Here is a 19,463-nt window from a genome sequence, read left to right on the forward strand (position 1 = left end):
CCGTCCGTCCTCATAAAAGCGTGATCACATCGACATATCGTTTACAGGACATTCAGATTTCCCCCTTAAAAGTATCCGACCGGATGAATCGTATGATCCCTTTTGGGATCGAATCCGGAGAGCTGCCGGTCCGTCAGCAGAACCGCGGGCTGCACCGCAAAACTCCCGAATCTGTTCTTCAGCCAGTCCACCGCACTGTCCAGATGTTCCAGCCGTTCCCGGCCCGCCTCATCCCGGTACAGGTCTGCCTGGGACGGAACCGTATCCGGAACGAAATCCGTCATGCTGATTCCGATGCTCCGGATCGGCCGTTCCCATCGGTAATGCCTTCGAAATAAGGCAAGGCCCGCGTCAGAAATCTCAGAGGTGATATTGGTGTAGGAACCCAACGTATGCTGACGGGTAAAGCTGAACAGCTGATTATCCCTCACGGTGACGCAGACCGTCCTCCCCTTGAAGCCCTGTTCCCGCAGGCGGCGAGCGACGCTGTCGGCCAGCACATAGAGGATGATCTTGACGTCCTCGTCATTTTTGAGATCACGGGGCGTGGTCGTGCTGTTGCCGACGGATTTGACCGTCGGCTGATTGTCGTACCGCGCCACAGGGGAGCAGTCCAACCCGTTTGCAAAGCAAGAAAGAACCTCACCCCATTTGCCGAACCAGCCGCGCAGCGTTCGCTCCGGCGTGTTGGCCAAGTCTCCGATCGTGTGGATTCCGTAACGCTCCAGCTTTTGTTTCGTCGCTCTGCCGACGTACAAAAGGTCGGAGCAAGGGAGGGGCCACGCGATCTCACGGTAATTCTTCTTCTCGATTGGAGTAATCGCGTCAGGCTTTTTGTAGTCGCTGCCGAGCTTCGCAAAGATTTTGTTATACGATACCCCGATGCTCACGGTGATCCCCAGCTCATATTTCATCCGGCCGCGGATTTCTTCCGCAATCGTCATCCCGTCGCGGCCCCGGGAATCAGCGGTCACATCCAGCCAAGCCTCATCCAAACCGAACGGTTCGACTAAATCGGTATAATCCCGATAAATCCGGCGGGCCATTTGTGAAAAGCGTATATACAGCTCGTAGTTCGGCGGAACGATGACAAGATCCGGGCATTTCTGTTTCGCCTGCCAGAGAGCTTCTCCGGTCTTGACATGATACCGTTTCGCGATCTGGTTTTTCGTCAGGATAATACCGTGCCGCTGCTCAACGTCGCCGCCGACCGCGACCGGCTTTTCCCTAATCTCCGGTCGGTGCAGGCATTCCACGGAGGCATAAAAGCTGTTGCAGTCGCTGTGAAGAATGACCCGTTCCAAATTCCCACTTCCAAACACATGTTCTTGTATTAGTATAGAACAAGTGTTCTGAAATATCAATGGGAATTTTAGGGGGAAATAAAAAAAGCCATGCGGTCTGCATGACGAAAAGCGGAACCGGTTCCGCTTTTATCATATTGCTAATTACTAAATATAGTGCTAAAATTGTCGTAATATACATATTAGCAAGGGAGAGCCAATTATGGATTACTACGAAATCTTAGGAATTGATGAAAATGCTACACAAGAGCAGATAAAGGCATCTTATTAGAGCATTAGCAAAAAAATATCATCCAGATGTTAATGATGCTCCAAATGCTGCGGCTTTTTTTAGATTGATTCAAGAGGCTTATGAGACATTGAGCGATCCAAGGAAAAGAGATGAATATGTGGGCAGCTTTGGCCGGCGAACTTGCAAGAGAATTATCACATGGAGATTGGATATGGTTTTGGGGAATATTTGGATTCGTTTTTCTCATTTCCCTTATGGTACATAGAAATAAACTAGACACATAAAAGAGCTTAAAAGAAAGAGTAAAAAGGAGGAACCGGTTCCGCTTTAGATTTAATTCCTCTTTTTGCTGGGAAATTTATACTTGATTTTTTCCGAAAGCGGGTATATAATTCCTATATGTGGACAAAAAAACAGCATCCACAGAGGATTAACCATCGTCCAAATGATTAGTCCCCATGCGCCATAAGGGTACCTAAGACCCATATGACTTGTGAATGCCGATTATGCGTGGTTTATTATACCGCGTTTTTCGGATAGATTCAAGTCTGTACCCTTATTGGCTACTGAGGGTGCAGGCTTTCTTTTTTCCACAAACCCAATCCACAGTGAGAAGCACTGTGTACCTCTTGTTTCGACTGCTCCGCAATCGATGCGCGAGGTTGGCGCACTTTGAAAATATTTCTGCCAATCGTTCTGACCGATTGGGGAAATTACAAAAACGTTTCTTAGCTGGGGGCGGAAACATCAGAAACCGCGAAGCGGACACAGGCGCTGTTGCGACCAACTGCATGTCGCGCGACGATCCCGGTAAGTGATAATGATACTTCTGCCTTGAACGCCTCACCGCATTGGGCAGGCCTCGACGAATGAAAAGCTGGGAACACGATGTTCCTAATGCAATTTTGTAATATATAAGTTTGTGGTAATCTCCTGCCGGTTTCAAGGTGGGAGGTTATCATAAAATCAAATGCTCATGATGTGAACACTTGATTTTATGATAACAAGGGCAAAAGCATTTAGCTTTGCCCTTCATTATCTTGGTGCGAGAGGCGGGACTTGAACCCGCATGAACGTTGAATGGTTCACAAGAACCTGAATCTTGCGCGTCTGCCAATTTCGCCACTCTCGCGACTCAGCTTGTATATCTTATCATACGATTCTGCACTTGTCAACCTTTTTAAATCATTTTTTAGAGCTTTGTAGGGCACTTCCACAGCAGCTCCAATTAAGGCGGCAAATAATCAGCTTTATTAATCTGTAATATCACCTGACTGAAACAGCTTGAATGCCTTTGGAAGAAAATCGACGAACATCCTGATGCTGATTTTTCTCAGAATTCTTAGGTGAATCTGAGAACCCGTTTATAACCGTGATGTCGATGGAAATGCAAAGGAAATGTCTTCAAGCAATTTTTATCTCATGGAGCCTGTTAGCCGTTGACAAAGGCGTTCTACTGTAGTAGCATAATAGCGTATTCATTCTACTATAGTAGAATATCTATAAAAAGAGGCTAGTTAATGCAAAAATTATTTGATTCAGAACTGAAAATAATGGATGTTCTTTGGAAAAATGGAGATACCACCGCAAAACGGATGGCTGAAATCCTGAAAGAGCAAGTCGGATGGAGCAAGACCACAACCTATACCCTCATCAATAGATGTATCCATAAGGGGACCGTTGAGCGTATGGAACCAAATTTCTTATGCCATCCCCTTGTGAGCATCGGACAGGCGCGAGAGCTTGAAACAACGGAACTAATTAACAAAATGTATGATGGCGCCGCCGATCAGTTAGTGGCTTCCATTTTAGGGCGCAAAAACCTGTCCCCGGAAGAAATTGAAAAGCTGAAGCAGCTTGTCAACAGCCTGGAATCAGGGGGCCGTTTATGAACCTGTTGGAAATGAGCCTTCCAGCTTCCATTCTTATTCTGGTTATTGTGGTCATTCGTGCGCTGCTGCTGCACAGTCTGCCGAAAAAGACCTTCCTTGCGCTGTGGGGAATGGCCCTGTGCCGCCTGTTAATCCCATTTTCCCTTCCGCCAAGGTTCAGCGTTTTTACCGTTGCAGACATGCTAAGAATCGACTCTTTTGAGAAAGGGGGCCCACTGACCGGGATAACTGTTATCGCCAATCATGCGGTCTTCACAGGAAATACTTCCGCATTGCCGGAAACGGTGTATAAGAATATATCCCCCATATTGGTAATCTGGCTGATCGGCCTGATTGTCTGCGCCTTGTTTTTTCTTATAACACATCTTCGCTGCAGGAAAGAATATCAGACCGCGCTTCCGGTTGATAATGCGTTCGTGAAGTGTTGGAAGCGGGATCACCCAACGAGAAGAAACGTTCAAATCCGGCAGTCAGACAAGATTGTGTCTCCATTGACCTATGGAATATTTCGCCCGGTTATACTCTTCCCAAAGCGAACCGATTGGACAGATGAAACCCCGCTGCGCTATATCCTTATGCATGAGTTTGTTCATATCCGGTGCTTGGATATATTGATAAAACTCCTATTTGCAATCTCGTTATGCATTCATTGGTTCAACCCCTTTGTGTGGTTGATGTATGTACTGGCAAATCGGGATATTGAGCTTTCTTGTGACGAAACAGTTGTGCGGACATTTGGAGAAACAACAAAATCTGCTTATGCACTAACATTAATTGGGTTAGAAGAAAAGAAAAGCCATCTTACCCCTCTAGTAAACAATTTTGGTAAAAATGCAATTGAAGAAAGGATTGTGTCAATTATGAAATTTAAAAGAACTTCATCTTTTTGTATAGTTGGTGCTATTTGTTTAGTGATTGGGGTAACAACAGTTTTTGCAGCTTCTTTTCAAAATAATAACCACAATATGAATTTACCGGAAAAATTTAATAGTCAATATATTATCGAATTATCCCAAGGGCATCATACAGGAGATTTGGATCCACAAAATGTATTTTTGACCTATCTTTCTGAGAAAAAATATAAATTAGAGGATTTTAAATTACAACAGGATGAAGATATGAAGAGGACATACGTGTGTCCGGCTGGAAACGTTGAAATTCAATTGACCGCTTACGATGTAAAAACTTCAAATGGGGATATCGTTAGAGTCTGGGACGCACGGCAATTTTCGTATCATGAATTTTAGCATTTATCTTTAACTAAATCGCTTGTTCATTGATTTCTTTTGACCTTCCGCAAAGAGGATACGGCCAGAGAAGCTGAACCTGTAAAAATATTATCTCCCGTTTGACTTGCCTTATCTGAGCTTTTTTCTATAAGGGTCAAACGGGATTCCAATACACATGATTACTCCGAATATCATTAAATAGTAAACGACCGACACTCCATGTGCGATACATGCCGCGATCATCATGAACACGCAGCCCAAAATAGCAAACGTCGGCATGACAAACCGATTAAATACATTCAGCTCTTTTCCTTTCATGAGAAGAAGCAGAAAAATGGGGATATAGCCGGCATACAGAGTGATGATTGGTAGTTCCGAGGTATCAAAGCAGAATGGCCCGAACCAAGGCCTTGTCTGAAGAACGGCACCAAAGAAATAAAGCAGCCAGACACCGCACAGCAAAAGACCCAAGACCGAGGAGTTGCCGGGCATGTTAGTCACAGGATCCACTTGACTGAATACTTTCGGCATGGGACCGGAACCGCGGACCGCCAGAGAATACATGCCTCTGGTGCATCCGAGCATCAGGCCGTTCAGGGTTCCGAGACAGGATATGATGACAAAAACAAAAATCAGGGATCCGCCGACCGGCCCGAAGATTTTCCGGAAAGCAAGCTCTGCTCCGGCCTGACCGTTTTTCATCAATATTTCCGTCGGTACAACTCCCGCGAGGCCGATGTAATAAAAAACATAGACGGCGACGACAATCAGCGAACCCCAGATCAGAGCTCTCGGCAGATTTTTTTTGGAATCTTTCAGTTCCGAGTTAATCGATGTCGCAATAATCCAGCCTTCATATGCGAATGCAACCGCAACAACGGATGCGAACAAGCCCCCGCCGGTGCTGGAGCCGCTTTCCGCAGCCTGTGTGAAATTCCGCACCGTCATGCCGTTAGAAAGACCGATCAAAGTGCCGGCAACCGACATTAAGAGCAGCGGAATGAGCTTGATGACCGTGGTTGTAACCTGAAATTTACCTGCGAGAACAGGGGACAGTGCGTTCAGGGCATAACTGCTAACCAGATAGAAGCAGGTGATCGTCATGCAGGGTCCCCCTGTAATATCCCAGCCCAGCAATACGCAGGTAAACCGGGCGGAAACCCATGCCAGCACGGAAGTCAGGGTCGGATTATAAATCACAGCTATGAACCATCCGACGTAATAGCCGTATCTTCTTCCGACCGTCATTTCCGCGTAGTCGACAATGCCGTTTACCTTTTCGTACTTTGTGGCCATGGTTGCAAATGTATAGGAGCAGACGATCATAATGAAACCCACAATCAGCCATGCGGCGATTCCCATCGGCATATTGCCTCCCGTTGCCTTCAGAACCGCCTCCGCTTTAAAAAATACACCGCTTCCAATCACAATTCCAACGACCATTGCAATGGCTGTCAACAAGCCGTACTTTTTTTTTAAAGTACTTTCCATAAACCGTTTCCTCCCTAAGAACCCGTTTGTTCCCTGCAAAAGTAAAATTATCGACGGGTTTAAACTTTTTTAAGTATATCAATTTAAATCGCTAAAAACAATTGAAATATTTCATTTTATCCGTTTAATTTAACTCTTGATATTAATATGGAAAGAAGTCCGCTCTTTCTATTTGGCGGAGTTGTTGCCGTTCGACGCGATCTTTTTGTGGAAATGCTTTTTTTTCGAAGCTGTTACTTTAAAATTGATCTTGCCAAAGATTGGGACCGAAGGTATGATAAATAAGTATGCGTAAATCTGAACCATAAAGAGAGGATTCCATGAGAAGAATGAAACAGCGACCATTCTGGCCTTTAATGATTTTGATTATCCTTGCTGTTGCGGCGGTAGTTTCCATGCAGCCGCAGAAGCGTGGGACGGCTAGCCTTACTCCGTCAAACTCGCCGGAACGGCGTAACCAGCTGACGGTGTACTACCTTGACGTCGGGCAGGGGGATTCCGAATTCATTGAGTTGCCGGACGGGCGCAGTATGCTCATTGATGCCGGTAACCCGGAAAACGGAGGCCAGATTGCCCGCTTTTTAGACACGCAGTCGATTAAAAAAATCGATTATCTGGTGGCGACGCATCCTCACGCGGATCATATCGGCGGAATGCCGCAGGTGGTTCAGTCCATTGATATTGGTTCCGTTTATATGCCAAAGGTGTCAGCGACAAGCAGAACTTTTGAGAATTTGCTGTCGTCCATTCAAAAAAAAGGGCTGCAAATCCAAACAGCCCGGGCTGGTGTTACCCTGTTGGACCGCGGAGATCTGAAAGCCGTACTCGTCGCGCCGGTCGGAAGCGGGTACAACGATCTGAATCAGTATTCCGCCGTGATTAAGCTGTCTTATGATAACACGTCTTTCCTTTTTATGGGCGACGCCGGCGCGCAGTCGGAAAAAGAGATAACGGCCGATGTCCGTGCGGACGTGCTGAAGGTAGGGCACCATGGCAGCGATACGGCTTCAACAGAGGCCTTTTTAAAACGGGTCTCACCGCGATATGCGGTGATCGAGGTCGGAAAAGATAATTCATATGGTCATCCGGCGGAATCGACACTGAAAAAGCTACGGCGAATCGGCGCTGAAATTTACCGTACCGACGAGGACGGAACCATAAAAATTCAGTCCGACGGGAACAATATAACGGTTGAGGAGCATGTGCCCGGCATGGAAGAAGCGGATGCGTCCATGCGGCCCGCAGCTTGAGAAAGGGGAGCAAGATGGAAGCGGTGATTGAACGGTTTGAAAAAGATCAGTGCATCCTTGAATTTGAGGACGGACGGCTGATTTCATTTCCCAAAAATCTTCTGCCCGAGGAGGCGCAGGAGGGGGATGTGCTGGACCTGAGGTTTAAAATCAATCGTGAACGAACCGTCGCAAGACGTGAGAAGATTCAAAAGATGATGGATGAAATTTGGCTGGACTGAATGACGGAGCTTCTTCCGTGCTTTTCACAAGAAATTGAAAAGATCTGGAAAACATTGATTGGGATTACCAGAAAAGCGGATGTCTGCCAAAAATTTTTCTTGCATTCAGGAAGAAAAATTACTATAATTCTCCAAAATAATTAAATTTAAGCAATATTCCTTTCTGCTATTTCCTGCCTCTTTTTGGCTTATAAAATAGTAGCACTGACCTGAATTCCCAAAAATCGGGTCCGAACTTAACAGCAGAAAGGGAATGAAAATTGAAAAAGCAGTATCGTATTCTAAGCATGGTTTTGGCTCTGACGCTGATTTTTTCCGTATTTACAGGAAATTTGGCGTTTGCGGAAGAAACCGCGTCATCGGTTATTTCACTCAATGGTTTTGATTCGGTGACAACAGTCGAAAAATACAGCAGAACTTCTTATGAAATTGAAATTGACCAGCCGGAAGTTCAACTGGAGGCTGCGTCCAGCGACGAATCCGTTTTGAAGGCCTCTCTGCAAGCAGAATCGGGAAACTCCGGCTACTACACGCTGGTTCTGGAAGGATGGGAAGAGGGGGAAGCGACCGTGACCCTGACCGCTTCCGACGGAACGACGGTTGCCAAAACCATTACGGTTGAGGACACCGGTTATGAATGGAATTACACTGCCGAAGCGGACCAGACAGAAGATTTTACTCTTCCCTCCGGAAGCAGCCGCTACATAAAGATTCATTATGAAAATCTGGATGCGGATACCTTTACTTATCCGACCCTTGTGACCGATCAGCCGGATGACTTTAATGTTACGCTGGAAGGCTCCGACGGCGACGACTTTTTCTATCGGGTCGACGCAACGGGAAACGACGGAGCGACGGGTACGCTTTCCCTTGGCAGTTCCGATTATGTTATTCCTAAAAAGCTGTGCGATGTTACGATTGCGGAAAACAGCAACCTCAGTATGGATACGAAATCCACTTATGTCTGCAGCCTTTTTGACACCTATCATTTTGTCGTCCGCACAACCTCCGCTGCCGCTCCGGAAGTGACGGCAGGCAACGACAACGTGTCGATTACCCCGGTGGGCAAGGTGGAAGGCGGATATGAATATGTCATGGATGCCGATCATGAAGGCACTTCTTTAATACAGGCGACTCTGAACGGAGAAACCGCCGGCTTTGCGGTTACCGTGAATTACGACAGTAAGCCCTCCGTTTCTTTTGATGCGCCGAAGGAAATTTCCGTTGAGCGCGGAAAAACATACACCTATAAATTTTCCATCATGGGCGGCGGGACGCCGTCGTTTGCGCCGGATCAGGACGGGGCGATTTCCGTGCAGTCCGTGCGCAAGGACGGTATCGACTATTATTGTACGGTCGCCGCGACCGGCGCTGTCGGCGCAAGTGCGAATTTTCTGGTTTCTTTTCCGGATACCGGAGAGGATGACGATACCGTTAACGCGGGCAAAGTCACAGTGACGGAACCGGTCGGCATCGTTTTGAAATCCGATACCAACAATGATTTCTCTCTTGCGAAAGGTTCCAGCTATGTATTCTGCATTACCGGGGCGACCGGGTTTTATGCCGCTTCTTCCGGCGTGTTCTCTGTGACAAAACTCAGTACCTCCGGCAACGAAACGCTATATAAAATTACCGCGACCGGCGACGCCGGGCAGGGCGCCGGATTTTACATGTCTGCTCCGGGCCGCGTGCCGCTGAAAGTCTGTGCCGTTACGGTCGCTCCCGTGAAGATTACCTCAGACACAAACGATGATTTCGAGCTTGCGGCGGGAGCCGGCTACCAGTTTAAAATCACCGCGCCCGGCGTTAAGTCCATTCAGTTTAACGCGGGGTCTTCCAAGGTGGTTGCGCCTGTTTTTGTAAGGCGTGTCGGCAATGATTTTTATTACAAAATTACCGCGGTCGGAAAACCGGGTGAGCAGACCGGCATTTACGCTTCTGTAAAGGGACAGGATGCGAAAAAAATCTGCGTTGTGACGGTTGGCCGGATTCAACTGAAATCAGATACCAACAATGATTTCAGCCTTGCCGCGGGGGCCGGATATCAGTTTAAGATTACGGCGCCGGGAGCGTCGTCCGTCAATTTTGGGTCCGGCTCGTCCGGGGTCATTCAGACATATTTTGTGAAACGCGTTGGAAACGACTTTTTCTTTAAGGTTGTCGGGACCGGGGCTTCCGGTCAGCAAACCGGTATCTACGCCTCGGCTCTCAATCAGGATGCGAAGAAAATATGTGTCATCACCATTAAATAAGACAGCCCGGTAGAGAAGCCGCGTGCCTGCAGTTTGCAGGCGTGCGGTTTTTCTATCGGTTATTTTGGTTAAATGCCCGGAATGTGATTGCTTTTTCCGGAAAAATCCTGTAGGATAAAAGAATCTTTGAATCTAAAAATCGGTCGAAAATTTGCCGCTTAGGGAAAACGCGGTAACGACCCGGAATCTGATTTGCAGGAGGAAGTTAAATGGGATATCATATTCATATGCTTTATTTCAGCGCAACTGGGACAACGGAGAAAATCGTTCACAGGGTTGCCGAAAAACTGAACGGAGAAATCGGGGATTCCACAGTAAACCGTGTGGATTTCACGCTTCCGCCGGAAAGGGAAAAAAGCTGTTCTTTTGGGGAAAACGACCTGGTGATCGCGGGCGTTCCGGTCTATGCGGGAAGGGTTCCGAACGTACTGCTCAAATACATAAAATCGATCCGCGGAAACGGCGCGCTGGCCGCGGCGGTCGTGCTTTACGGGAACAGGGACTATGAGGACGCGCTGATTGAACTGCGCGACCTGTTGTCGGAGGACGGCTTTCACGTGATTGCGGGCGGGGCATTCATCGGCGAGCACTCCTTTTCCCGCGTCCTGGCAAAGGGCCGGCCGGATGAAAAGGATTTGGCGCTGGCGGACAAATTCGCGGATCTGATTTCTCAAAAAATAGAATTCGGCATGACGGCTTCGGTTGAGGTGAAAGGGAACACACCGTATCGCAGCTATTACAAGCCGAAAGATGAGCAGAAGAATCCGGTGGATATTCGGAAGGTGAAACCAAAAACAAAAGAAAACTGTACGCACTGCATGACCTGCGTGAACGTGTGCCCAATGGGTTCCATCAGCGCGGACGATCCGTCCGTCCTGACGGGAATCTGCATTAAATGCGGCGCGTGTATTAAAAAATGCCCGGTTGGTGCAAAATATTTCGACGACCCCGATTTTCTGAGACATAAAACAGAAATGGAAGTCGGCCTGACGGCTAGGAAAGAGCCTGAATTGTTCTAGCTCGTTGGAAATACAACGGACTTGACTCTGAGAATCCGGTATAATGGGGCTATCAAATCAAATGATACCGGAGGATAGGACCATGATTCGGAAAATAATTAAAATTAAGGAAGAACTGTGCAACGGCTGCGGGCTTTGCGCCCAGGCCTGCCAGGAGGGAGCCATCGCCATGGTTGGCGGCAAAGCACGGCTAGTCAGGGAAGATTACTGCGACGGTCTGGGCAACTGCCTTCCGGCCTGCCCGGCAGGTGCAATTACGTTTGAAGAGCGGGAAGCGCCCTCGTTTAACGAAGCCGCGGTGATAGAGGCAAAATCGGGTTTGCCCGCGGCTATCGGCGGCTGTCCGGGCAGCATGGCCAGAACTCTTCGCCGGCCTGCCGTACAGGAAAATCCGCAGTCTTCACAGGCGGGTCCTTTGGACCCGGTGGAAAGCGAGCTGACCCAGTGGCCCGTGCAGATTAAGCTGGTACCGACCCGCGCTCCCTGGCTGGATAACGCAAATCTTTTAATCGCGGCCGACTGCACCGCTTATGCTTATGGCAATTTTCACCGCCGCTTTTTGAAAGATCATATCGTGATGATCGGCTGCCCCAAGCTGGATGAAGGCGATTACGCGGAAAAGCTGACTGAGATTCTAAAAAGCAACAAAATCCGCAAGATTCACGTTCTCCGCATGCAGGTACCGTGTTGCGGAGGAATAGAAAATGCCGTGAAACGGGCTTTGCGGGACTGCGGGAAGATGATTCCCTGGCAGGTGACGGTTCTTTCGCCGGACGGCAGAATTGTGGAAGATTAAAAGGTTGAACGGAAAAAGCGAAGTGAAAGATGAATCTTGACTATGATGCTTTCAAAAAGATTCCTTTGTTTGAGGGAATTCAACCGGAAGAGCTCAGGCAGATGCTTTCCTGCCTGCACGCGAAGCGCAAATCGTATGCAAAACAGGAAATGATTCTGCTGGAGGGGCAGCCCGCTTCTTTTGTGGGAATCGTTCTGTCCGGAAGCGTATTGATTCTAAAAGAGGATTACCGCGGAAACCGGATGATCATTGCGGAAGCGACCGCGGGGCAGCTGTTTGCGGAAGCTTTTTCCTGCGCGGAGATTGACCGCCTTCCGGTTACGGTGGTCAGCGCGGAGGACAGCACGGTCCTGTGGATCGATTACCGCCGCGCGGTTTCCGTCTGCTCTTCCGCCTGCCGCTTTCATTCCAGACTGATTCAGAATATGCTCCGGATCCTCGCCTTTAAAAATATTTTGCTGAGCCGTAAGATCGAGTACCTGTCCAAACGGACGACCCGGGAAAAACTGCTGGCTTTTCTGGCAGATCAGGCAGGGGGAGCCCGCGGAGAAGAGTTTTCGATTCCATTCAGCCGTCAGGAGCTTGCCGATTATCTTTGTGTTGACCGCAGCGCGCTTTCCGCCGAGCTTGGCAAGCTTCAGCGGGAAGGCGTCTTGAAGTTTCACAGGAACCGGTTCCTGATTTGCAGGACCGAAATTCAGGATAACAACTGAATATGCGCGGAGAGCGGCCGGACTGTTCTGTTAAGAGACAGTTTGGCCGCTGTTTTGCGCAAATTTATATGGTGGAAAGTTCCAATCCGGTGTATAATAAATCATTATCTATTAAGGCCTCGGGCGGAAGGGAAACAGCCGAATGCGCTTTGCTTTGATCAGAAAGGGGATTTTTTCTCCCTATGCGAATCTTTCGCGTGAGATTTACATCTTGTTCGCGGCGAGGATCGTCACTTGTCTGGGGGGATTTATCCAACCCCTGCTCACGCTGATTCTGACGCAAAAACTGGGCTTTTCGGCTGCCGAAACGGGCAGCTTTTCCGCTTTGCTGATTTTAACGCAGGCTCCCGCCGTGATTCTGGGAGGAAAGCTCACGGATTGGGTCGGACGAAAAACAATTCTGGTATCCTGCCAGATTGCGGGGTCGTTTTTCTATCTCGTCTGCGCCTTGTTCCCTTACAAATTTCTAATCGTTCCATGCATTATGCTGGCGGCGGATCTGTATACGGCGGCGGCGCCTGCCTATGAAGCGATGACGGCCGATCTTTCTACCCCGGAAAACCGGCAGGCGTCTTATTCGCTGATCTATCTTGGCATTAATATCGGCTTGGCGGTCAGCCCGCTGTTCGCGGGGCTGCTTTTTCAAAACTATTTGCGTTTGATGTTTTTTCTCGACGGAGCGACCACGCTTGTTTCAACGCTGATTATCATTTTCGCGATTCGGGAACCCGACTGGAAAGAACGCTCCAAAAGTTCCGGACAGGAACAGCGCCGGGGGAATATTTCTGCTTTTCAACTTCTGCGGCTGTTTCCGGGACTGCTTTTTGTCATACTTCTCACTTTTGCCTATACGTTTACCTATTCCCAGTGGAGCTTTCTTCTGCCGCTGCAGTTCGGCGACTTTTACGGGAAGAATGGGGCGGTCAATTACAGCATGATGACGGCGCTCAATTCCCTCACGGTCGTATTATTTACGTCCGTTTTGACCGGATTGACAAAGCGTCGCCGCCCGCTTCGTGTGATTGCGCTCAGCGGTGTGGTTTTCAGCGTGTCCTTTCTCATGTTTGCGCTGGTGCGTTCTATGCCGCTCTTTCTGGTGGCCGGAGCAATTTTTACGTTTGGAGAAATTTTGGAAAGCATTCATCTAAGGCCGTACCTGGCGAATCATACTCCGCCACAGTATCTCGGAAGAATCAATTCGTTTGCGATGTTCGTTCAGGGGACCGGAAATGCGATGGGGCCGCTGCTGGCGGGGGTGCATCCTGGCGCCGGCGGGCTATCGCTTTACCTGGATGTTTCAGGCGGCATTTGTCTTTTTGGGCGCGGCAGGTATGTTTGCACTGGACAGAAAGGAGAAGCGAACCGAAGAATGTCCGCCGTCGAAAATTCCGCCGCAGAACGGATCCGCTGATCCGATGAATCACGTTGAAACGCTTTCCTGACGGACGAAAAGATACCGTTTGCTTTTGTCGGTTTGCATCATGAAAGGAAATACGGCTTGACAAATCAATCCAGCTGTGATATAAAGTTAGGGAACCTCTGAACAAATGGCGCAGGAAGAGGAATTCAGCGAAAAGGGATTCAAGAGGCGTTCCAACTGAATGATTACGTCGAATTTCGACGCTATACTCCTGAATTTATTTCCACTTTTGCGGAAATGGGCGCACTTCTCCCTTGTCAGGTCTCACTGAAACTTCGACCTGCCATTGCCAGCATATAGAGATTTGCGCACGCGAACATGGCATACAGCCGGTTCTCGTTTTTCATTAAGCCTCTGTACCGGGTTTTCGTGTAGCCAAATTGGCATTTGATGATGCGAAAAACGTGCTCCACTTTGCATCGCACAGAGGATTTGCGATGTTCGATGAGACGCTCCCAATCAATGGAATTGTCGGAAACCCTAGGCAAGCTGTGCGGACGGCGGTTGATACGGTAGTCGATCTTGGATAAATGCGCGTCATTCCGAACCTCCGGGCGCTTTTGAATACCAAGATAACCGGAATCACCATAGACCACCTCGTCATCCTTACGGATGAGTTTCGCCGCTGCGGTCACATCATGTTCGTTGGCGGCAGTTACCTCTATCGTGTGAACCAGCCCGCTGCCGGCGTCAACGCCGGCGTGACACTTCATGCCGAAACGCCATTCATTCCCCTTTTTTGTTTGATGCATCTCCGGGTCGCGTGCTTTCTCCGCATTTTTTGTAGAGCTGGGTGCGTTGATGATGGTAGCGTCTACAATTGTGCCGCCTTTCATCATGTGGCCGGTAGCTACCATGACGCGGTTAATGGCGTCAAAAAACAGCTTGTTTAGCCCGTCTTTTTCCAGCAGGTGCCGAAACTTGCAAAGCGTCGTCTCATCCGGGACATTCTCCGTCATGAAATCGATGCCGGTAAACTTACGCATGGCATAGCTGTCATAGATTGCGTCCTCGGTAGCCGGGTCGGAAAGGTTGAACCAGATCTGCAGCAGATACATCCGCAGCATCCGTTCTATGCCCATGGGTGGACGTCCCCGTTTGCCGTGGGGATAATACGGCGCAATGATACCGACCCACTCTTCCCACGGGATAATCTCGTCCATGGTTTCCAGAAACTCTTCCCGCCGTGTTTTCTTCTTTCTGCAGCTATATTCGATATCCGTAAAAGTTTGTTGCTTTTTCATTTCTCTGCACCGCCTGTGAATTGATAGTTCTATTTTACCAGAGTTCTCCTCTCTTCGGTAGAGGGGCGGATTAAATCAGAGGTTCCTTAGATAAACAAACTAATTAGATTGAGGGGAGAACGTTTATGCTGGATTCGTTTGAAAGAGAACTCAACGAACTTCTGGTGGATACGTTCCGTTCCATCCTCAAAGTTGAGGAAGACACGCTCAAAAGCACACGGATTGATCTGTCCATCAGCGAACTGCATCTTTTGGAAGCTGCCGGGAAAAATCCGGATCAGGGAAGAACCATCAGCGAGCTTGCGCAGGAGCTTGACATCACGTTGCCGTCCGTTACCATCGCGATCAATAAACTTTTAAAAAAGGGATATGTGAAAAAGGTAAAAAGCGGGGACGACGCCAGAATGGTTTTTGTTGTTCTGACAAAACCGGGACGGAAAGTCGACAACGCACACCGCTATTTTCACAGGCAGATGGTTCGAAAGGTCAGTTCGGAATTTTCTGAAGAAGAAAAGCAGATCCTTGCGCGTGGGATTGCCAAGCTCGATAAATTCTTTAAAATGAAAAGCGCGGAAATGGAGAAATGAATGAGTTTTACAATCACAGGAACCGGAAGCTGCCTTCCAGTTTTGTCCGTTCATAACAACGACTTCGTCGGCATTGTGGAAACGAGCGATGAATGGATATCTACCCGGACGGGAATCAGAAGGCGCCGTTTTTTAAAAGAAGAGAGTCTTCGCCAAATTGCTGCGGGGGCGGCGCGCAGGGCTTTGGAAGATTCGGGCACGGATGCCGCCAAGCTCGACCTGATTCTCTGCGCCACGGTTCAGGGAGAGGACGTATCGCCGTCCCTTGCCTGCTTGCTTCAGGAGGATCTTGGGGCCGAATGTCCGGCGTTTGACATGAATGCGGGCTGCACGGGGTTCCTTTATGCTCTGGATACCGCCGCGGCTTATTTTCGGGCCGGGATGGCGGAGCACATTCTGATTGTCTGCGCGGAACAGCTCTCCCGTTTTCTGGACTGGAAAGACAGAAGCACATGCGTTCTGTTCGGCGACGGGGCCGGGGCGGTGGTCCTTTCAAAAGGCGATTCGCTTCTGGCGGTTCAGACCGGAGCCCGGGGGCAGCGGGAAAATCTGAATATTCCGGGCGTGTGTGCCTCGGGGCCGTTCTGGGATGAAGCGGACGCCAGGGGGAGTTTTATCCATATGAACGGGCGTGAAATATTTAAATTTGCCGTTACAACCGTTCAGAATGAAATTGAAACGGTTGCCCGGAAGGCTGGAATCGCTGTGGACGATGTGGACTATTTCCTGCTGCACCAGGCGAACGGCCGGATTATTGAGTCCGCGAGGACACGGCTGCATCAGCCGGAGGAGAAATTTCCGGTTAATTACGCGGAATGTGGGAACACCTCCTCGGCAAGTATCCCTGTTTTACTGGACGAACTGAACCGAAACCGGCGCCTCAAAAGGGGAGACACTCTGCTTTTTTGTGCGTTCGGAGCCGGACTGACCTGGGGCTCCTGCGTCATCCGCTGGAACAAAGACTGACCGTAAATTGATTGGAGGAAATTTATCATGGTATTTGAGAAAGTTGCAAAGATTCTGGCCGAACACAAGGAAATCGAGGTTTCGGAAATTCATCCGGAAAGCACGCTGGAAGAACTTGGGCTCGACTCGCTGGATACGGTCGATCTGATTATGCAGTTTGAGGACGAGTTTAATGTCTCTCTTGAAATGGACGAAAAGATCAAAACAGTCGGCGATATTGTGAAATTGATTGAAGACAATATGGAGTAACGCCATGATACACACACCGCTTTGCGACCTTTTAGGAATCCGATATCCCATTCTTCAGGGAGGCATGGCGTGGATTGCCGACGCATCACTGGCTTCGGCGGTTTCGAATGCCGGCGGGCTTGGAATCATTTCCGCCATGAACGCGGATGATGAATGGTTAAGAACAGAAATCCGAAAAGCAAGGGGAATGACAGACCGTCCGTTCGGGGTCAACATTATGCTGAGAAGCCCGTTTGTGGAAAAAGTCGCCCGTGTTGTGGCGGAAGAGCGAATTCCCGTTGTGACAACGGGCGCGGGGGACCCGACCCGTTATATGGAGCAGTGGGGAAAAGCCGGGATCCGCGTTTTGCCGGTTGTCGCCTCCGTTGCTGTCGCGCGGCATGTGGAACGTGCCGGAGCCGCGGCGGTTATCGCGGAAGGCGGGGAGTCCGGGGGACACGTCGGGGACCTGACCACGATGGTTCTGGTGCCTCAAATTTGCGATTCGGTCGGGATCCCGGTGATTGCCGCGGGCGGAATCGCCGACGGCCGGGGAATCGCGGCTTCGTTTATGCTCGGCGCGGTCGGTGTGCAGGTTGGAACCCGTTTCCTGACCGCCCGTGAATGCACCGTTCATCAAAATTATAAAAACAGAATTCTGAAAGCAAAGGATATCAGCACCGTTACCACCGGAAAACGGCTCGGCCATCCGGTCCGGTGTTTGAAAAACGCATTTTCCCGCGATTTTCTCGCGAAGGAATACGATCCGTCGGTTGACAACGAAGAACTGGAAGCATTGGGTGTCGGCGCTTTGCGTCTTGCCGCCCGCGAGGGGGACGAGAAAAAGGGCTGCTTTATGGCGGGTCAGGTCGCGGCTCTGGTGACAAAGGAACAGCCGTCGGATGAGATCATTACGGAAATGTTTACTCAGGCGGAGCAAATCCTGAGCGGAGGGACAAAATGGGTTGGATAGCAGTTGTCTTTGCCGGTCAGGGAGCACAGCACACCGGAATGGGAAAAGAGCTTTACGATGCTTCTCCGGCGGCCAGGTCGGTGTTTAAAATGGCGGAGCGCATTCGGCCCGGTACCCTGCGCCAGTGTTTTGACGGCACCAAGAGGGAGCTTTCCGAAACCGTAAACACACAGCCATGCGTTTTTGCAGTTGACCTTGCCTGTGCCGCTGCTCTGCGCGAAGCCGGTGTTAAAGCAAACGGAGCGGCAGGCTTCTCTTTGGGAGAAATTGCCGGCCTTGCCTTTACCGGCATTCTGTCCGAAGAGGACGCGTTCCGCCTCGTCTGCCGAAGGGCGGAGCTTATGGAGCAATGCTCCCGGAACAGGCCCGGTTCCATGGCTGCTGTTTTGGGGTTGGAAAATGAGAAGGCGGAAGATGTCTGCAAGAAAGCCGGCGTCTGGCCGGTGAACTACAACTGTCCCGGCCAGTTGGTAGCCGCAGGGGGAACGGATGCAATTTCGGCACTTCCGGGATTTTCTGCCGAAGCGGGCGGCAAGGCGGTTCGCCTTGCCGTTTCGGGGGCGTTCCATTCCCCGCTGATGTCCGATGCGTCGGAAGGGCTTGCAAAGGAGCTCGCACAATATACTCTGCGAACGCCCGCGATGCCGCTCTATTCCAATGTTACGGCGCAGCCTTACGGAGCCGGTGCGGCGGAATTGATTGCCCGTCAGGCAAAAAGTCCGGTGCTTTGGCAGAAAACCATAGAAAACATGATCTCAGACGGCTTTGATCTTTTTATTGAGGCCGGACCGGGCACCACGCTTTGCGGGCTGATTCACAGAATTTCGACGAAGGTTGCTGCGTTCGGCGTGGAAAATCCTGATAGCCTTGAAGAGGCGGTGCGGATGATATCGGAGGGGAAACATGCTTAAGGACAAAACGGCGGTGATTACCGGTGCTTCCCGTGGAATCGGGAAAGAAATCGCTCTGAAATTCGCGGGCGAGGGCGCGGACATTGCCGCGATCTATTCCGGAAACCGTAACGCCGCGGAAGAGCTCTGCGCACAGATTCGGGCGCTTGGCAGAAAAGCGTCTTCCTATCGCTGTGACGTTTCCAATTCCGAAGATGTGAAAGAGACGGTCAAGCAGATCAAAACTGATTTTAACGGATTTGACATTCTGGTCAATAACGCCGGAATCACGATCGACCGGCTGCTTCCTCAAATGAAGGAAGAAGAATTTGAACGGGTGCTGAATGTGAATTTAAAAGGCGCTTTTCACATGATTCGGCAGACGTATATGATTTTCGCCAGAAAGCGCGGAGGGAAAATCATCAATATCGCGTCGGTTTCCGGATTAACCGGAGCCGTGGGACAGGCAAATTACTCCTCCGCCAAGGCCGGCCTGATCGGTCTGACCAAATCGGTCGCAAGAGAACTTGCGGGGCGGAACGTGACCTGCAACGCAATAGCGCCCGGCCTGATTGATACCGCGATGACGCGGGAGATGAATCAGGAGGCAAGAGAGAAGATTCTGGAATCCATCCCGATGAAACGAATGGGTCAGGCGGGAGATGTTGCCAATCTTGCGCTTTTTCTTGCTTCCGACCTTTCCGGTTATATTACCGGTGAAGTGATTCGGGTGGACGGCGGCCTTTGTATGTAAGG

19 protein-coding genes and 1 tRNA gene are annotated in these 19,463 nt (G+C 49.7%); 16 read left to right on the forward strand and 4 right to left on the reverse strand.

The features are described from left to right. Positions 1-65 precede the first annotated feature (65 nt). Positions 66-1,304 carry a DNA polymerase IV gene (dinB, locus tag HCR03_RS01185; protein ID WP_187036308.1) on the reverse strand — a complete coding sequence of 413 codons (1,239 nt, stop codon included), beginning with the start codon at positions 1,302-1,304 and terminating at the stop codon, positions 66-68. 266 nt (positions 1,305-1,570) lie between these two features. On the opposite strand from dinB, the gene HCR03_RS20435 reads away from it, so the two are divergent. Beyond that, positions 1,571-1,801 carry a DnaJ domain-containing protein gene (locus HCR03_RS20435; protein ID WP_407926849.1) on the forward strand — a complete coding sequence of 77 codons (231 nt, stop codon included), beginning with the start codon at positions 1,571-1,573 and terminating at the stop codon, positions 1,799-1,801. A gap of 776 nt (positions 1,802-2,577) precedes the next feature. Here the strand turns inward: HCR03_RS20435 and HCR03_RS01195 are convergent. Further along, a tRNA-Leu gene (locus HCR03_RS01195) sits at positions 2,578-2,668 on the reverse strand. Positions 2,669-3,056: 388 nt separating this feature from the next. On the opposite strand from HCR03_RS01195, the gene HCR03_RS01200 reads away from it, so the two are divergent. Next, positions 3,057-3,428: a BlaI/MecI/CopY family transcriptional regulator gene (locus HCR03_RS01200; RefSeq protein WP_187036310.1), complete on the forward strand. Its 372-nt coding sequence runs from the start codon at positions 3,057-3,059 to the stop codon at positions 3,426-3,428. Then, positions 3,425-4,675 carry a M56 family metallopeptidase gene (locus HCR03_RS01205; protein ID WP_187036311.1) on the forward strand — a complete coding sequence of 417 codons (1,251 nt, stop codon included), beginning with the start codon at positions 3,425-3,427 and terminating at the stop codon, positions 4,673-4,675. The genes HCR03_RS01200 and HCR03_RS01205 overlap by 4 nt, the downstream gene beginning before the upstream one ends. A gap of 111 nt (positions 4,676-4,786) precedes the next feature. Here HCR03_RS01205 and HCR03_RS01210 read toward each other — a convergent pair whose 3' ends face one another. Further along, positions 4,787-6,148, reverse strand: coding sequence for an APC family permease (locus HCR03_RS01210; RefSeq protein ID WP_187036313.1), 1,362 nt, complete (start codon positions 6,146-6,148; stop codon positions 4,787-4,789). 320 nt (positions 6,149-6,468) lie between these two features. Between HCR03_RS01210 and HCR03_RS01215 the strand changes: the two genes are divergently transcribed. The 7 genes from HCR03_RS01215 (at position 6,469) to HCR03_RS01245 (ending at position 13,810) form a co-directional block, all read left to right on the forward strand. Further along, positions 6,469-7,398, forward strand: coding sequence for a ComEC/Rec2 family competence protein (locus tag HCR03_RS01215; RefSeq protein ID WP_187036315.1), 930 nt, complete (start codon positions 6,469-6,471; stop codon positions 7,396-7,398). 14 nt (positions 7,399-7,412) lie between these two features. Next, entirely contained in the window at positions 7,413-7,619 is a 207-nt protein-coding gene (locus HCR03_RS01220; protein WP_187036317.1) for a DUF3006 domain-containing protein, read from the forward strand. A gap of 260 nt (positions 7,620-7,879) precedes the next feature. Continuing rightward, positions 7,880-9,871 carry a hypothetical protein gene (locus HCR03_RS01225; RefSeq protein ID WP_187036319.1) on the forward strand — a complete coding sequence of 664 codons (1,992 nt, stop codon included), beginning with the start codon at positions 7,880-7,882 and terminating at the stop codon, positions 9,869-9,871. Positions 9,872-10,080: 209 nt separating this feature from the next. Continuing rightward, entirely contained in the window at positions 10,081-10,890 is an 810-nt protein-coding gene (locus HCR03_RS01230) for an EFR1 family ferrodoxin (RefSeq protein WP_187036320.1), read from the forward strand. Positions 10,891-10,972: 82 nt separating this feature from the next. After that, positions 10,973-11,686, forward strand: coding sequence for an ATP-binding protein (locus HCR03_RS01235; RefSeq protein WP_187036322.1), 714 nt, complete (start codon positions 10,973-10,975; stop codon positions 11,684-11,686). A 29-nt stretch (positions 11,687-11,715) separates the two neighbouring features. Then, positions 11,716-12,399, forward strand: a complete 684-nt coding sequence (locus HCR03_RS01240; RefSeq protein ID WP_066644371.1) for a Crp/Fnr family transcriptional regulator — start codon at positions 11,716-11,718, stop codon at positions 12,397-12,399. 142 nt (positions 12,400-12,541) lie between these two features. Beyond that, positions 12,542-13,810, forward strand: coding sequence for an MFS transporter (locus tag HCR03_RS01245; RefSeq protein ID WP_187036324.1), 1,269 nt, complete (start codon positions 12,542-12,544; stop codon positions 13,808-13,810). A gap of 266 nt (positions 13,811-14,076) precedes the next feature. Here the strand turns inward: HCR03_RS01245 and HCR03_RS01250 are convergent, their stop codons facing one another. Next, positions 14,077-15,063, reverse strand: a complete 987-nt coding sequence (locus HCR03_RS01250; protein ID WP_187034658.1) for an IS5 family transposase — start codon at positions 15,061-15,063, stop codon at positions 14,077-14,079. A 125-nt stretch (positions 15,064-15,188) separates the two neighbouring features. Between HCR03_RS01250 and HCR03_RS01255 the strand changes: the two genes are divergently transcribed. The 6 genes from HCR03_RS01255 to fabG are packed head-to-tail and all read left to right on the forward strand — an operon-like array spanning position 15,189 to position 19,461. Continuing rightward, positions 15,189-15,650 carry a MarR family winged helix-turn-helix transcriptional regulator gene (locus tag HCR03_RS01255; protein WP_066644375.1) on the forward strand — a complete coding sequence of 154 codons (462 nt, stop codon included), beginning with the start codon at positions 15,189-15,191 and terminating at the stop codon, positions 15,648-15,650. After that, positions 15,651-16,616, forward strand: coding sequence for a beta-ketoacyl-ACP synthase III (locus HCR03_RS01260; protein ID WP_187036326.1), 966 nt, complete (start codon positions 15,651-15,653; stop codon positions 16,614-16,616). A gap of 27 nt (positions 16,617-16,643) precedes the next feature. Next, positions 16,644-16,865: an acyl carrier protein gene (locus HCR03_RS01265; protein WP_066644379.1), complete on the forward strand. Its 222-nt coding sequence runs from the start codon at positions 16,644-16,646 to the stop codon at positions 16,863-16,865. Between the two features lie 4 nt (positions 16,866-16,869). Then, entirely contained in the window at positions 16,870-17,817 is a 948-nt protein-coding gene (gene fabK / locus HCR03_RS01270; RefSeq protein WP_066644382.1) for an enoyl-[acyl-carrier-protein] reductase FabK, read from the forward strand. Beyond that, complete coding sequence (locus tag HCR03_RS01275; protein WP_187036328.1) at positions 17,805-18,728, forward strand: ACP S-malonyltransferase; 924 nt, start codon at positions 17,805-17,807, stop codon at positions 18,726-18,728. Before fabK ends, HCR03_RS01275 begins: the two co-directional genes overlap by 13 nt. Continuing rightward, entirely contained in the window at positions 18,721-19,461 is a 741-nt protein-coding gene (gene fabG, locus HCR03_RS01280) for a 3-oxoacyl-[acyl-carrier-protein] reductase (protein ID WP_066644387.1), read from the forward strand. The genes HCR03_RS01275 and fabG overlap by 8 nt, the downstream gene beginning before the upstream one ends. Positions 19,462-19,463: the final 2 nt, after the last annotated feature.

The organism is Caproicibacter fermentans (genome assembly GCF_014303955.1).
In the GTDB taxonomy this organism is placed as follows: Bacteria; Bacillota; Clostridia; order Oscillospirales; family Acutalibacteraceae; genus Caproicibacter; species Caproicibacter fermentans.